Consider the following 14,667-nt stretch of genomic DNA (forward strand, 5'->3'; position numbering starts at 1 on the left):
TCAATCCACCTTGAAGTACTTGCGCACGAATCCCAGGCCGTCCACGAGCGCCTCGATCTCCTCCGGCGTCGTGTACAGATAGAAAGACGCTCTGGTCGACGATTGCATTCCGAACCGCTCGTGCACCGGACGCGCGCAGTGGTGTCCCGCCCGGACGGCGATGCCGCGGGTGTCCAGCACGGTCGACACGTCGTGCGGGTGGACGCCGTCCAGCGCGAAGCTGATGGCGCCGCCGTGGTCCGTGGCGTCCTGCGGGCCGAGGATCGTCAGACCGGGGACGGTCTTCAGCCCTTCGAGCGCATACTCGACGATCGCGTGCTCGTGCGCGGCGATCTTGTCCATCCCGATCCCGGACAGGTAGTCGACGGCCGCACCGAGCCCGACCGCCTGCGCGATCGGCGGCGTACCCGCCTCGAAGCGGGCCGGCGGAGCGGCGTACGTCGAACCGGTCATCCGGACGATCTCGATCATCTCGCCGCCGCCGAGGAACGGCGGGAGCGAGGCGAGCAGGTCGTAGCGGCCCCAGAGCACGCCGATGCCGGTCGGACCGACCACCTTGTGACCGGTGAAGGCCAGCAGGTCCGCGCCGAGCGTGGAGACGTCGACCGGGAACTGCGGGACGGCCTGCGAGGCGTCGACGACGACCGTCGCACCGACCGCGTGTGCCTTGGCGGCGATGTCGCTGATCGGGTTGATCGTGCCGAGCGCGTTCGACACCCAGGTCAGCGCGACGACCTTGGTCTGCTCGGTGAGCAGTTCGTCGATGTTCGACAGGTCGAGCCGGCCGTCCTCGGTGACGCCGAACCACTTCAGCGTCGCACCGGTCCGCTCGCAGGCGAGCTGCCACGGGACGATGTTGCTGTGGTGCTCCATCTCGGACACCACGACGACGTCGCCCGGCAACAGCTGTGCGCCGAGCGTGTGCGCGGCGAGGTTGAGCGCCTCGGAGGCGTTCTTGGTGAAGACGATCTCGTCGCGGGACGGCGCGCCGATGAACGCCGCGACCTTGTCCCGACCGCCTTCGTACGCCGCGGTGGCCTCCGCGCCGAGCTGGTGCATGGCGCGGGCCACGTTCGCGTTGTGCTTGAGGTAGTGGTCCTCGATCGCCTGCACCACCTGGCGCGGCTTCTGCGACGAGTTGGCCGAGTCCAGGTAGACCAGCGGGAACCCACCGGCCAACTCGCGCGACAGAATCGGGAAGTCCGCCCGGACCGACTGCAGGTCCAGGGGACTGCTGAACGTCCGGGCAGGTGTCACTTGGACGCGCCCGCCTTCACGAAGCGCTCGTAACCGTTGGCCTCGAGCTCTTCGGCGAGCTCCGGGCCACCCTCCTCGGCGACGCGACCGTCGACGAACACGTGCACGAAGTCCGGCTTGATGTAGCGCAGGATCCGCGTGTAGTGGGTGATCAGCAGGATGCCCTTGTCGCCCTTCGCGGCGAACCGGTTGACGCCGTTCGAGACGATCTTCAGCGCGTCGATGTCGAGGCCGGAGTCGGTCTCGTCGAGGATCGCGATCTTCGGGTCGAGCAGCTCGAGCTGGACGATCTCGTGCCGCTTCTTCTCACCGCCGGAGAAGCCCTCGTTGACGTTGCGCTGCGCGAACTCCGGGTCCATCTCCAGGTCGCCGAGCGCGGTGTTCACGTCCTTGACCCAGGTGCGCAGCTTCGGCGCCTCGCCGTCGATCGCGGTCTTCGCGGTCCGGAGGAAGTTCGCCACCGAGACACCGGGCACCTCGACCGGGTACTGCATGGCCAGGAACAGGCCGGCCCGGGCGCGCTCGTCGACGGCCATGTCCAGCACGTCCTCGCCGTCGAGCGTCACCGTGCCGCTGGTGATGTTGTACTTCGGGTGCCCGGCGATCGAGTACGCCAGTGTCGACTTGCCGGAGCCGTTCGGGCCCATGATCGCGTGCGTCTGACCACCGGCGATGGTCAGGTCGACGCCGCGCAGGATCTGCTTCGGGCCGTTCTCGGTGTCGACCGACACGTGCAGGTCGCGGATCTCGAGTGTCGCCATGAGGTTTCTTGTCTCCGTCGTTTACAGGGCTTGCTGGTTCAGGGGGTTCTTCACGTCGACGAGCAGGTCGTCGCCGTCGAGGCGCACGGGGTAGATCGGCACCGGGTCGTAGGCCGGCAGGCTGGTCGGCTCGCCGGTGCGCAGGTCGAAGCGCGATCCGTGCAGCCAGCACTCGATCTCACAGTCCGCGACATCGCCCTCGGACAGCTGGATCTGCGCGTGCGAGCACTCGTCCCGGACCGCGAAGTACTGACCCTCGCTCTTCACGACCGCGACCTCGACACCGCCGACCTCGACCGCGACGACTCCCTCGTCCGGTACGTCGGTCGCGGCGCAGGCGCGCTCGAAGGTGTCGCTCATGCGCCGATGGCCGCCTTGGCCGATGCGCTCAGCTCGGCGGTCCGGGCGAGCTTCTGCTCGATCACCTCGTGCAGGTGCTCGGTGACCTCGGGGACGCCGATCTTGCCGATGATGTCGTTGAAGAAGCCGGACACGACCAGCCGCCGGGCCGCGTCCTCGGGGATGCCGCGGGCCTGCAGGTAGAACAGCTGCTCGTCGTCGAACCGGCCGGTCGCGGACGCGTGCCCCGCGCCCTCGATCTCGCCGGTCTCGATCTCCAGGTTCGGCACCGAGTCGGCGCGGGCGCCGTCGGTGAGGACCAGGTTCCGGTTCAGCTCGAAGGTGTCGGTGCCCTCGGCCGCGGCCCGGATCAGCACGTCGCCGATCCACACCGAGCGGGCGTTGTCACCGGCCAGCGCGCCCTTGTAGAGCACGTTGCTCTTGCAGTTGGCGGCCTCGTGGTCGACGAAGAGCCGGTTCTCGTGGTGCTGACCGGACTCGGCGAAGTACACCCCGAGCAGCTCGGCGTCTCCGCCGGGACCGGCGTACCGGACGTTGGTGCCGATCCGGACGATCCGGCCGCCGAGGGTGACCGCGACGTGGTGCAGCCGGGCGTCCCGGCCGACGAGCGCGTCGTGCTGGCCGAGGTGGATCGACTCGTGGTCGCCCTGCTGGATCGAGACGACCCGCAGGTCGGCGCCGTCGCCGACGACGATCTCGACGAAGCTGGCGAGCTCGCCGGCGCCGGTGTGATCGATGATCACGATCGCCTTGCTGTGCCGGCCGGACTCGATGATCAGGTGGCTGAAGCCGCGGCCGCCGAGGCTGGCGACGTTCACGTGCACCGGCTCGGTCAGCTCGGCCTCGACCGGGATCCGGACCGCGAACGCGTCGCCGGCGTGGTTCCAGGCGACGGCCGCGGCACGGTCCTGGGGCTTGCCGGCCTTGACCGAGTCCGCGGCGACGGTCTCGAAGACCACGCCCTCGGGACCGGACGCGTCGACCTTCGGGGTCTCGGTGCCGGCCGCGTCCTCGAACAGGGCCTTGAGCTGCTTGACCGGGGTGAAGCGCCACTCCTCCTCGCGCCCGTTCGGCACCGCGAAGTCGGCCACGTCGTACGACGTCGGCCGCTCGCTTCGGGCCTGCAACGGCACGCCCGCGCCGTGGGAGTGTGCCTTGTTACCGGTGGCAACAAGGGTGTCAGACGACGACATCAGCCGACGGCCCCTTCCATCTGCAGCTCGATCAAACGGTTCAGTTCCAGCGCGTACTCCATCGGGAGCTCGCGGGCGATCGGCTCGATGAAGCCGCGGACGATCATCGCCATCGCCTCGTCCTCGGCCATCCCCCGGCTCATCAGGTAGAAGAGCTGGTCGTCGCTGACCTTGGACACGGTCGCCTCGTGCCCCATCGCCACGTCGTCCTCGCGGACGTCGACGTACGGGTAGGTGTCCGAGCGGCTGATGGTGTCGACCAGCAGCGCGTCACAGCGCACCGTGGACTTGCTGTGGTGCGAGCCCGGCGCCACCTCGACCAGACCGCGGTACGACGTCCGGCCGCCGCCGCGGGCCACCGACTTCGACACGATCGAGCTCGACGTGTACGGCGCGTTGTGCACCATCTTCGAACCGGCGTCCTGGTGCTGGCCCTCGCCCGCGAACGCGACCGACAGGGTCTCGCCCTTGGCGTGCTCGCCCATCAGGTAGACCGCCGGGTACTTCATCGTCACCTTGGAGCCGATGTTGCCGTCGATCCACTCCATCGTCGCGCCCTCTTCGCAGGTGGCGCGCTTGGTGACCAGGTTGTAGACGTTGTTCGACCAGTTCTGGATCGTCGTGTAGCGGCAGCGGGCGCCCTTCTTCACGATGATCTCGACCACCGCGGAGTGCAGCGAGTCCGACTTGTAGATCGGCGCCGTGCAGCCCTCGACGTAGTGCACGTAGGCGCCCTCGTCGACGATGATCAGCGTCCGCTCGAACTGGCCCATGTTCTCGGTGTTGATCCGGAAGTAGGCCTGCAGCGGGATGTCCACCTTGACGCCCTTGGGCACGTAGATGAACGAGCCGCCGGACCAGACCGCGGTGTTCAGCGAGGCGAACTTGTTGTCGCCGACCGGGATCACGGAGCCGAAGTACTCCTTGAAGATCTCCGGGTGCTCCTTCAGGCCGGTGTCGGTGTCCAGGAAGATGACGCCCTGGGCCTCCAGGTCCTCACGGATCTGGTGGTAGACGACCTCGGACTCGTACTGCGCGGCGACACCGGCGACCAGGCGCTGCTTCTCCGCCTCCGGGATGCCGAGCTTGTCGTAGGTGTTCTTGATGTCCTCGGGCAGCTCTTCCCAGCTCGACGCCTGCTTCTCGGTCGAGCGGACGAAGTACTTGATGTTGTCGAAGTCGATCCCGGACAGGTCCGCACCCCACGACGGCATCGGCTTGCGGTCGAAGAGCTTCAGGCCCTTCAGCCGCAGGTCGAGCATCCACTCCGGCTCGTTCTTGAGGGTGGAGATACCCCGGACCACGTCGGCGGACAGGCCGCGCCGGGCGACCGCGCCGGCGGCGTCGGAGTCGGCCCAGCCGTACTGGTAGTTGCCGAGGCCTTCCAGTTCGGGGTGAGCGGTTTGCGTCATCGTGCAGTCCTCGCAGATTCGCCGTCGGTTACAGGGGCAACGGACTCTGTCGCGACAGGGCCCGGGATATGCGTCGTACAGACACCGTCGCCGTGGGCGATGGTGGCCAGTCGCTGCACGTGCTTGCCGAGGAGTCTCGAGAACACCTCGGTCTCGGCCTCGCACAGCTGGGGGAACTGCTCGGCCACGTGCGCGACCGGGCAGTGGTGCTGGCAGAGCTGGGCGCCGTGGCCCGCCTCCGCCGTGGATGCTGCGTACCCGTCCGCCGTCAGGGCCTGGGCGAGCGCTTGCGCCTTCTTGCTCTCGGGAGCCAGCGCGAGCTGCTCCCGGTACCGCTCCTCCACCTCGGCGACGCGGCGCCGGGCGAACTCCGCCACGGCGTCGTCACCGCCGGCCTCGGCGATGAACCGCATCGCGGTCGCCGCCAGGTCGTCGTACGCCTGGTGGAAGGCGTGCCGGCCGGTGTCGGTCAGCACGAAGACCTTCGCGGGGCGGCCGCGGCCGCGCGGGCCGTAGACGCGCTCCTCGCGGGACTCGACCAGACCCTCGTCGAGGAGGTGGTCGAGATGCCGCCGGACCGCCGCCGGGGTCAGCTCTAGCCGCTCCGCCAGCACCGCGGCGCTGGACGGACCGTTGGTCAGGATCGAGCGTGCCACCCGGTCCCTCGTGGACTCGTCCCGCGCGGCGCCCGTGGAGACGGGTCCGTTCGTCGCAGGATTTTTCACAACATCAGTGTCGCGTAAATACCGGGGCCCTTCAAATAAGGCTCCCCTAACCGGTTCACGGGATCACGCGGGGCTCCGGACGGGACCGTGAGCGAGGTCACTCCGACCCGTTCTCTATGCTGCCGTTTGTGCCAGTCGCGGTAGAGATCGACAACCTCGTCGTGCGGTACGGCGAGAAGACCGCGGTCGACGGTCTCAGTCTCACCGTAACCGCCGGCACGGTGACGGCCGTGCTCGGCCCGAACGGCGCCGGCAAGACCACGACCGTGGAGAGCTGTGAGGGGTTCCGCCGGCCCGACGCCGGCCAGGTCCGGGTGCTCGGGCTGGATCCGATCGCCGATCACGACGCGTTGATGCCGCGGATCGGCGTGATGCTGCAGGAGGGCGGCGCCTGGTCCGGCGTCCGCGCCGTCGAGATGCTCAAGTACGTCGCGACGCTGCACACCCACCCGCTCGACATCGCGATGCTGGTCGATCGCCTCGACCTCGGCAGCTGCGGCCGGACGCCGTACCGCCGGCTGTCGGGTGGCCAGAAGCAGCGGCTGTCGTTCGCGCTGGCGATTGTGGGGCGGCCGGAGATCGCGTTCCTCGACGAGCCGACGACCGGGCTGGACCCGCACGGCAGGCGCGAGATCTGGCAGGTGATCCGCGACCTGCGCGACGACGGCGTGACCGTTGTCCTCACCACGCACGCGATGGACGAGGCCGAACAGCTGTCCGACCAGGTCCACGTCGTGTCGGCCGGCAAGGTGATCGCCTCCGGCACCCCCGACGACCTGACCGAGCACCACAAGAAGTCCCTCGAGGACGTCTTCCTCGAACTAACCGCCAAGCCGGAGCGCCCATGAGCACCTATACACCGCAGCCGGGAAGTGCGCCGTGGCCGCGGAAGGTGCTGGCGCACTCGCGGATGGAGTTCAAGCTGCTCGTCCGCAACGGTGAACAGTTGCTGCTGGCGCTGGTGATCCCGCTCGGCATCCTGCTGCTGCTCGGCGCGACCGGCCTGGGCGACCGTCTGCCGCTCGGTGACGGCCGGCCGATCGACCAGGCCGTCCCTCGCGTTCTCGCGCTGGCGATCCTGTCCTCGTCGTTCACCTCGCTCGCCATCGCGACCGGCTTCGAGCGCCGGTACGGCGTGATCAAACGACTCGGCGCCTCGCCGCTGTCCCGCACCGGCTTGCTCGCGGGCAAGATCGGCGCAGTCCTGATCGTCCAACTGATCCAGCTCGCGGTTCTCATCGGCACGGGCCTCGCGCTCGGCTGGAAGCCGGTGGGCGGAGCGCAGGCTGTCGTCGGCGTGATCATCACCGTCCTGTGTGGTACGGCGGCCTTCGCGTCACTCGGTCTGCTGATGGCCGGCGTACTGCGTGCCGAGGCCACGCTGGCCGCGGCGAACCTGTTGTACCTGTTGCTGTTGGTCGGCGGAGCGATCATGACGCCCGTCGACGAGTACCCGTCCGGCATGCAGAGCGTCGTACGCCTGCTGCCGAGCGCCGCGCTGGCCAACGGGCTGGCGAACTCGACCGTCGAAGGAGTGATCCCGTGGGCCGCCGCGCTGTCGCTCGCCCTGTGGGCCGGCGTGCTCGGCTACCTGGTGTCCCGAACGTTCCGCTGGGACTGAGCTTTAGAGTGTCCCGGTGATGACGACGGAGCCCCCGCCTCGAGAAGCCGAACAAGTCAGCCGTTTCTGGCGACTCGTGCCCGAGCCGAGCCTGGACGTGGTCCGCCGCTGGGGCTGGGCCTCGGTCGTGGTGAACATCGGCATCGTGGTGACCGGCGGACTGGTCCGCCTGACCGGCTCGGGCCTGGGCTGCCCGACCTGGCCCTCGTGCACGGACGACTCGTACGTGCCGCACGCCGCGCTCGGCTACCACGGCGCGATCGAGTTCACGAACCGGATGCTCGGGTTCGTCGTCGGTGTGGTCGCGATCTGCACCTGGCTGGTCGTGATGCGCTACCGACCGAAGCGCCGCGACCTGCGCCGGCTCGCGACCGCGGCGGCGCTCGGCGTACCGCTGCAGGCGGTCATCGGCGGTATCAGCGTGCTCACCGGGCTGAACCCGTGGATCGTGTCCGCACACTTCCTGGTCTCGCCGATCATCATCACGCTGACGGTGTCGATGATGCGCCGGTCGCGCACCAGCCCGTACCCGCACACTCCCCCGGTGGTCCGCGCCCTCGCCACCGCGTCGGTGGTGGCGGTCTGGCTGACTGTTGCCCTAGGCACCGTCGTGACCGGCGCCGGGCCGCACTCGGGTGATCCGGAGACCGGCCGCAACGGCTTCGACCCGGAGCTGGTCAGTCAGCTGCACGCCGACGTCGTGTTCGGCCTGCTCGGCATCACGATCGCGTTGGTGATCGCGACCCGGGTCACCGCGACCTCGCGCACGTTGCGCAAGCTGGCGGCCTGGCTGCTGGCCGTCGAGCTGCTGCAGGGCGCCGTCGGCTTCACGCAGTACTTCACCGGGCTGCCCTGGGGTGTGGTGCTCGTGCACATGTTCCTGGCCGGGCTGCTGATCGCGCTCGTCACGGCCGTGTACGCCGAGCGCGGGACGCCCGCAACGTAGATCCGGAGACGTTCTCCGGATCCACGCTGCGTCAGGCGCGGCGCGTCAGCGGCGCGTCAGCGTGACCGTCGCCGGCGCGACGGCGTACGGCGTATCCGAGGTGAAGGCCAGCCGAGCGTCGTACGTTCCTGCCGTGGACGTCGCCGCAGCATCGAACCGCAGTCGCACCGTCACCGAACGACCGGCGGGAATGCTGATCCGGGTACGGTCGGCCGACAACCAGCTCACGTCCGCGCCGAGGACACACGCGTCCTGACCGGACAGGTACTCCGCGAACGGCGTTGCGGTGAAGCCTCCGATCGAACCGCCGATCCTGCTCAGCCCGCAGGCGGCGCCGCCACGGAACATGCTGTACGTCGCGTTCGGCAGCGCCGACCACGCACCTGTCGCCGGATCGAACTGGACGGCCTCGTTGGTGATGTAGCCGCTACCGGTGATGCCGCCGACCAGTTGCAGCTTGCCGCCACTGCCGGAGTACGCCATGCCCCAGGCGGAATACGGCATATCGGCGATCCGGGTCCAACTGTCCGAGTCAGGTGTGTAACGGTAGGCGCTCGAGACCGGGAACTCGTGCCACGGATCGTCGAGCAGCGGCACGAGACCACCGGCACAGATCAGTCCGTCACCCGAACCCGTGCAACCCGCCATCACGACGTGTTCCGGATATGCCGCCACCCGCGTCCACGTGTTGCGATTGGCGTCGTACCTGTAGGTGTCAGTCGCTTCCGTGCACGCTTGCGACTGACAACCGGCCACCACGTACAGGGCTCCGCCCATGACCGCGCCGGCCGACGCGCTGCTCGGCACGGGGAGGTCGGCGACGCGTGACCACCGGTTCTTCGCCGGGTCGTATGCGTACGTCGCGGAGCTCGGGTTGCCCTGCTCGTCCCAGCCTCCGGTGACGTACAGCTTGCCGCCCACGAAGCCACCGACCGCGCTCTCCCGCGGCTCGGGCAGATCGGCGATCCGCCGCCACGAACCGGCCGTCCGGTCGTAGGCGTACCCGGCGGCGGTCAGGCCGTCGTCGGTCGCGCCGCTGACCGAATAGACAACCCCGTCGTCCTCGGCGACGACGTTGTCCATGATCGGCGTCGGGTAATCCGGCAGTTGCGACCACGCAGGGTTCGCTGACGCGTCCCGGGACGGCACCGGGTTGTGGCCGCCCTGGCGGCCCTTCGCGAACGACAGCGCGGACGCGTCCACCTTCTCCCGCTGCAGCGGTGCTCCGGGAGCCGTCAGCCGGTGATGGCCGTCGGCCGCCGTGAACCCACGGTCCTGCTCGATCAGCGACACCTGAGCGGCCCTCGTGCCGTGGTTGGTGAGCGTGATCGTTCGGGGCCCGACCGCACCCTTGCCTGCGTTGACCGAGATCTTCGACGGAGTCACGGTCACTCGGCCCGCCTCCAGCGACCAGTCGAGCCGGGTCGTCCGGTGCGCGACAACCCGGGTCGTCTGCTTCGCCTCGGCGTACTGCCGCCCGGTGGCGCTGAGCGCAACGTTGCCGGTGCTGCCGAACAGCCAGTAGTAGCCGTCGTCGATCTGCGAGTCGTCGGTCGTGGCGTGGCTGACCGCCGGGGCGGTGCCACCGGCGACCTGCACGCCGGTCAGTGCGGCACCGGTGTTGTGGTCGCGGACGAAGCCTGCCACGAGTCCACCGGGCGTCGCGTCGCACGACCGGTCGCCGACGTACACGTCGTCCAGTTCCCAGTAGTTGTCGGCTGCCCCGCTGAACCGGAACCGGACCCGGACATCGGACTTGTGCGCAGCCTGCGGGATCGGCACCTCGACGTGTCCGGTGACGAAGGCGTCCGGCGCAGTCCACACGTTCTGCCAGGTCGCGCCACCGTCGAGGCTCAGGTCGACGACGCCGTCCTGCTCACCGAACCCGTAGTCGTAGTAGTAGGTGTCGAAACCAACGGTCGGTTGGGAGAGATCGGACAGGTCCGCGACCGGGCTGACCAGGCTCGTGTCGTTGCGGTCGACCGGCGACGACCAGTTGTCGACGACGGCGAACTGTCCACCGGCGCCGGTGAGGTTGCCCTTGGCGCCCGGATCGTCGAACCTCCAGGTCTTGCCGCTCCCCGCGTCGTCGGTCACCTGCCAGCCGTCCTTCGGTCCGGACCATCCCTCGAAGCCGGTACCAGCCCCTCGGAACGTGCGACCGTAGCCGGCGGCCGCGCAGCTCGACTCGTCCACGCCCAGCGCGACGTCGCGCACGAGCGCACCCTTTCCGTTGCCGACGGCAATGGTGGAGTCGGTGGCCCGGTAGCCGGGCAGGCCGGCTGACTCGACGTGCAACTTGTAGGTCGTACCGACGGGGAGCTCGACGCTGTAACGACCGGTGAACGGATCGGTGTGGACCGCGCCGTCGGGGTATCCGTCGATGGAGATCTTCGCGTACAGCGGCCAGCCCTGACCGGACCCGTCGGTGACGGTGCCGCTGACCGTACGGCGTGCTACCGCCGTCAGCGCGAAGTTCCTGGACACCGTCGCACCCGCGGACACGGTGACCTGGTCGAGCGCCACGTCGGCGTACCCGAACTTCGACGCTACGACCCGGTAGGTTCCCGCGGCCACGGCGACCTTGTAGCGACCGGACTTGTCGACGACGGCGCGGGTGCGATAGCCGTTCTGGTCGGTGAACGTGACTGTCGCTCCGTCGAGCGTCTGCTTGCCCGTCCGGACCGAACCCGAGGCCCAGCCGTACGATCCGAGCGTCAGGGCCGACACACCGTTCGGCGTACCGACACCGGTCGGAGCATCCCAGCCGGGGCCCGCAGTGCAGCGCACGTCGCCACACGAACCGTCGGCACCCTCGGTGACGTCGGTGAGCGAGTTGTGCTGGCGATACAGGTAGGTCACCGGATTGGTACCGGGGACGGGCGTGCCCGCCAGCGCGTACATCGCGGCCACCAGCGGTGCGGACAGGGACGTGCCGCCGTACTGCGCCCATCCGTCCTGCCCGAGGGTGTTGTAGACGGCGAGCCCGGTGTCCGGATCGGCGACAGCAGCCACGTCGGCGGAGGCCCGGGTGTCGGGGCACCCGGTGTCCAGGCCGGCCTGGTACTCGGGCCGCGGCTCGTAGAGCGAACAACCGCTGCCGCCGTCGGCCCACGCCGCCTCGTGCCATCCGCGCGGCGTCGACTCGTCCCGGGTCAGCGTCGTACCGCCGACCGAGATCACGTTCGGCGAGGTGGACGGATAGCTCTGCACGTTGCCCACATCGCCGGACGACACCGTGACGGCGATACCGGGGTGGTCGTAGTAATGGTCGTAGTACGTCTCGAACGGGAGCTCGCCGTCGATGCCGTACGAGTTCGAGATCGCCACAGCGCCCAGGGACGCGGCGGTGTCGACCGCCTGGCCGAGGCTCGGCGAGCTGTTGCTGTCGGCCTGGACGAGCAGGATGTGGCAGTCGGGACAGGCCGACGAGACCGCGTCCAGGTCGAGAGCCGTCTCGATGGACCAGCCGGCATCCTCTTGCGGATAGTCCGTCCCGCCGCGCTGGTCGACCTTGCGGAAGCAGCCGTTGTCCGTCGTACACGGCGCCAGGCCGTAGTGCGCGCGGAACACGGCCAGATCGGATTCGGCGTTCTCGTAGCCGAAGGCATCGACGATCGCGACGGTCCTCCCGGCGCCGCCGTCCGGCAGGGCGTACGCCGTCTTGATCTCAACTGGCCCCAACGAGCCGGGGAGCGGCCCGGCCGTGCGCTGCGCCAGCGCGCCGTGGTCGCCGGCCCGCCCGACCGCATAACAACGCGCCAACGGCGTCGAGCCGTCGGCGGCCGTCGCGGCGACATTGCACCCCGCCGGGACGGCGCGGCTGCCGGACGGCCCGCCTGCCGTCGATCCGGTCACTGCGGCCGCAGCGGGCGCCACGGCCGATCCTGTCAGCACCGACGCTGCCAAGGCGGCGATCGTCGTCAGGAGAACCGCCAAGGCCCGGATGTCCCGGGCTCGTCTTCTTTTCGTGCGTTGCACGCCTCACCCCTCGCTCAGTCGTCCGGCGGGAGACTCCCGTCGGCTTGCCCAGCTCACAACCAGCCCGCCCGCGCAGCGTGCAGACCAGCCTGGAATCGTGTCTCGGCCCCGAGGACAGCCATCAGCGTGGCGATCCGCCGCCGGGTGGTTCGATAGCTCCAGTCCAGGTGGCGCGCGATCGCCTGGTCCTTCATCCCGCTGGCGAGCAGGACCAGGACGCGCCGATCGTTCTCGGTCGGTTCGAACGTCGGGTCCGCATCGCCCACCGGCAGCGGGCCAGGCCCGCTCAACGGCGTCGCCTGCTGCCACAGCCGATCGAAAACGAGCAGCAGGACGTCGAGCAGGCTGCACGGGTGCACCACGATCGCGCTGGCGATATCGCCCTGGTCGATCGACTGCGGGATGAACGCCGTCCGGCGATCGAAGGTCGCCAGCTTCAACGGCAGCTCGGACGTGACCCGAGCCTGCTCGCCGGCGGCGACGTACCGCAGGATCGCGCTCACCGCGTTCGGCGCCTGCTCCAGTGCGGCGCGGTCGTAGATCGCCCGGCAGGTCACACCCCTGGCCAGCACCTCGAACTCGACGTCGTTGGTGTCCGGCCCCTCCGCACGGATGTACGGCGGAGTGTCCAGGACCTGCACCTCCTCCGTGGCGGCGCGCTGAAGCTGGTCGAAGCGGCTCAGCACCGCGTCGGCACCGACCACGACCTCGATCAGTTCGGTCGGCCCCGTACTGCGACCCGCCCGGAAGTCGGCGACCCAGGCCGTCGCAAGGGCCCGGATCCGCTCGAGTTCGGACTCCTGCCGACGCACGAGCACGTCGATCGCCGCATCCGGGTGCCACCGGCAACAACCGAGGCGTGGGCACCGGCGACCGGGTGATCAACCCGACCTGTTCCAGCCGGGCAGCCGCGCGGCGCACCCGCCCGGCCGGCGAACCGATCCGGTCCGCCAGCGCGCTCACCGTCAGGCCGGGCCAGCGCAGCAGGATCCGGTACGCCCGTTCCTCGAACTCACCGACGCCGAGGATCGACAGGTCAGCCCCGGTCCGCATGCTGAACCCCTCCCTGACGGTGCGACTGGGACCTCACCGCCCGGCACGCCGCAGCAGTCTCGTCAGCGCCACATCAGGGTGTCCAGCAATTCTCCGGCCTGAACCGGCCACGGCCATAACTGGCCATGAGCGCGGGACGCCCGCGACCTGAAACGGACGTCCCGCCGTACCTGCGTCAGTAACGCACCTTGTAGACGGCTCCCGGGCCGAAGACCGGTGCGGAGACGAACAGCTCGCCCCACCGGTTGAAGCCCGCTCCGCCTGGCAACGTCAACTGATCCTTCACCAGTTCCCGCTTGTAACCGGCCCGATGGTTCTTGCCCGGGTACTGCAGGAACAGCCCACCGTGTGTCGGGCCGGTCAGCTCGAACCTCAGCCAGCTCGCCTTGTCCAGCTCGACCACCGCGAGCGTGCCGCGCGGACCGCCGGCCAGGTCGACGATCGACGTGTAACCGTCGGCGTACCGCTGGCAGTTGCCCTTGTTCGGCTTCAACGGGTCGCAGGTCGCGCCCACCGAGCCCGGCTTGATCCGCCAGATCTCCGACGTACCTGGGGTTGCCGGGAAGCCGCGGAGCTCGCCGACGTACCAGTAGCCGTCCGAGCCCACTGTCACCGAAGTCGCGACGGCCTCGGCGAGGATCGGCGTACCGGCCGGCGGCAGCGGGTTGCCTTCCGGATCGGTGGCGGGCAGACCGGACGGGACCTTGACGGTGCGTGGCTTGAGCCGCGCCACCGTCTTGATGTGACCGTTCGGCCACACCCTGAGCAGATCGTTGCCGGCCGCATCCGACACCAGGACAGTGCCGTCACTGAGCGCAGCGACGCCGAACGGGTTCGAGTCCGTCGGGTTGTTCTCCTGGTCGTACGGGTCCGGATCCTTCTTCTGGTACGCCGCGATGTCGGCGACCACGACCGCGGGCTTCCCGTACCGCATCCGGTACAGCGTCGAACTGCCCGGCACCGGCGGTTGTCCCGGTTCGCCGCCCGCACCGGTCAGTGCGTACGTCGTCCCCCACTTGTTCGTGTCGATCGCCGGCGGGAACCCGGCGGTGCCCGGCACCTTGCCGAGCTTCACGCTCTTGTGGCCGTCGGTCACGTACACCGAACCGTCAGCGACGCTGTAGGTCACGAGGTTCTTGTACGTCGACACGCCGCGCGGCCCGTTCAAACCCGTTGCCACCGGCTTCAAACTGCTGCCGTGACCACCGGCCTCGGCCTGCCCGGCAACCAGCAGCGAGCCGGCCAATGTCAGTGCGGCGAGCGCCGCAACACGTGTTCGTACCCCCATACGAATCCCCCTGCCACTGTGTCTCCCCAGGCGTGGAAACGCCTCCACAGACCCGACCATCGCAACACGA

At 69.2% G+C, this 14,667-nt stretch carries 12 protein-coding genes and 1 pseudogene; 3 read left to right on the top strand and 10 right to left on the bottom strand.

What is annotated here, in order from left to right:
• Genes ABT313_RS23620 through ABT313_RS23645 form a run of 6 tightly spaced genes read right to left on the bottom strand, consistent with a single transcriptional unit; the run spans nucleotide 1 to nucleotide 5,708 of the window.
• Nucleotides 1–1,257: a cysteine desulfurase gene (locus ABT313_RS23620; RefSeq protein WP_350857578.1), complete on the bottom strand. Its 1,257-nt coding sequence runs from the start codon at nucleotides 1,255–1,257 to the stop codon at nucleotides 1–3.
• Entirely contained in the window at nucleotides 1,254–2,018 is a 765-nt protein-coding gene (sufC, locus tag ABT313_RS23625) for a Fe-S cluster assembly ATPase SufC (RefSeq protein WP_350857581.1), read from the bottom strand. Before sufC ends, ABT313_RS23620 begins: the two co-directional genes overlap by 4 nt.
• A gap of 21 nt (nucleotides 2,019–2,039) precedes the next feature.
• Nucleotides 2,040–2,378, bottom strand: coding sequence for a non-heme iron oxygenase ferredoxin subunit (locus ABT313_RS23630; protein ID WP_350857584.1), 339 nt, complete (start codon nucleotides 2,376–2,378; stop codon nucleotides 2,040–2,042).
• Entirely contained in the window at nucleotides 2,375–3,571 is a 1,197-nt protein-coding gene (sufD, locus tag ABT313_RS23635; RefSeq protein WP_350857587.1) for a Fe-S cluster assembly protein SufD, read from the bottom strand. The genes ABT313_RS23630 and sufD overlap by 4 nt, the downstream gene beginning before the upstream one ends.
• Nucleotides 3,571–4,983, bottom strand: coding sequence for a Fe-S cluster assembly protein SufB (sufB, locus tag ABT313_RS23640; protein ID WP_350857590.1), 1,413 nt, complete (start codon nucleotides 4,981–4,983; stop codon nucleotides 3,571–3,573). Before sufB ends, sufD begins: the two co-directional genes overlap by 1 nt.
• Nucleotides 4,980–5,708 carry a helix-turn-helix transcriptional regulator gene (locus ABT313_RS23645; RefSeq protein WP_350857593.1) on the bottom strand — a complete coding sequence of 243 codons (729 nt, stop codon included), beginning with the start codon at nucleotides 5,706–5,708 and terminating at the stop codon, nucleotides 4,980–4,982. Before ABT313_RS23645 ends, sufB begins: the two co-directional genes overlap by 4 nt.
• Before the next feature lie 128 nt (nucleotides 5,709–5,836).
• Between ABT313_RS23645 and ABT313_RS23650 the strand changes: the two genes are divergently transcribed.
• Genes ABT313_RS23650 through ABT313_RS23660 form a run of 3 tightly spaced genes read left to right on the top strand, consistent with a single transcriptional unit; the run spans nucleotide 5,837 to nucleotide 8,275 of the window.
• A complete protein-coding gene (locus ABT313_RS23650) occupies nucleotides 5,837–6,556 on the top strand; it encodes an ABC transporter ATP-binding protein (RefSeq protein WP_350857596.1) in 720 nt (239 codons plus the stop codon).
• The gene (locus ABT313_RS23655; protein ID WP_350857599.1) at nucleotides 6,553–7,329 is read left to right on the top strand and encodes an ABC transporter permease; all 777 of its coding nucleotides are present in this window, start codon (nucleotides 6,553–6,555) and stop codon (nucleotides 7,327–7,329) included. Before ABT313_RS23650 ends, ABT313_RS23655 begins: the two co-directional genes overlap by 4 nt.
• A 19-nt stretch (nucleotides 7,330–7,348) precedes the next feature.
• Nucleotides 7,349–8,275, top strand: a complete 927-nt coding sequence (locus tag ABT313_RS23660) for a COX15/CtaA family protein (protein WP_350857602.1) — start codon at nucleotides 7,349–7,351, stop codon at nucleotides 8,273–8,275.
• Between the two features lie 45 nt (nucleotides 8,276–8,320).
• On the opposite strand, the gene ABT313_RS23665 is transcribed toward ABT313_RS23660, so the two are convergent.
• The 4 genes and pseudogenes from ABT313_RS23665 to ABT313_RS23680 form a co-directional block, all read right to left on the bottom strand.
• Complete coding sequence (locus ABT313_RS23665; RefSeq protein ID WP_350857605.1) at nucleotides 8,321–12,256, bottom strand: carboxypeptidase regulatory-like domain-containing protein; 3,936 nt, start codon at nucleotides 12,254–12,256, stop codon at nucleotides 8,321–8,323.
• Between the two features lie 53 nt (nucleotides 12,257–12,309).
• Nucleotides 12,310–13,074, bottom strand: coding sequence for a helix-turn-helix transcriptional regulator (locus tag ABT313_RS23670; protein WP_350857608.1), 765 nt, complete (start codon nucleotides 13,072–13,074; stop codon nucleotides 12,310–12,312).
• Between the two features lie 52 nt (nucleotides 13,075–13,126).
• A pseudogene (locus tag ABT313_RS23675) lies at nucleotides 13,127–13,309 on the bottom strand (helix-turn-helix domain-containing protein); the annotation flags it as partial.
• A gap of 175 nt (nucleotides 13,310–13,484) precedes the next feature.
• The gene (locus tag ABT313_RS23680; RefSeq protein ID WP_350857611.1) at nucleotides 13,485–14,597 is read right to left on the bottom strand and encodes a ScyD/ScyE family protein; all 1,113 of its coding nucleotides are present in this window, start codon (nucleotides 14,595–14,597) and stop codon (nucleotides 13,485–13,487) included.
• Between the last annotated feature and the right edge of the window lie 70 nt (nucleotides 14,598–14,667).

The sequence above is a fragment of the Kribbella sp. NPDC000426 genome, from assembly GCF_040300265.1.
In the GTDB taxonomy this organism is placed as follows: domain Bacteria; phylum Actinomycetota; class Actinomycetes; order Propionibacteriales; family Kribbellaceae; genus Kribbella.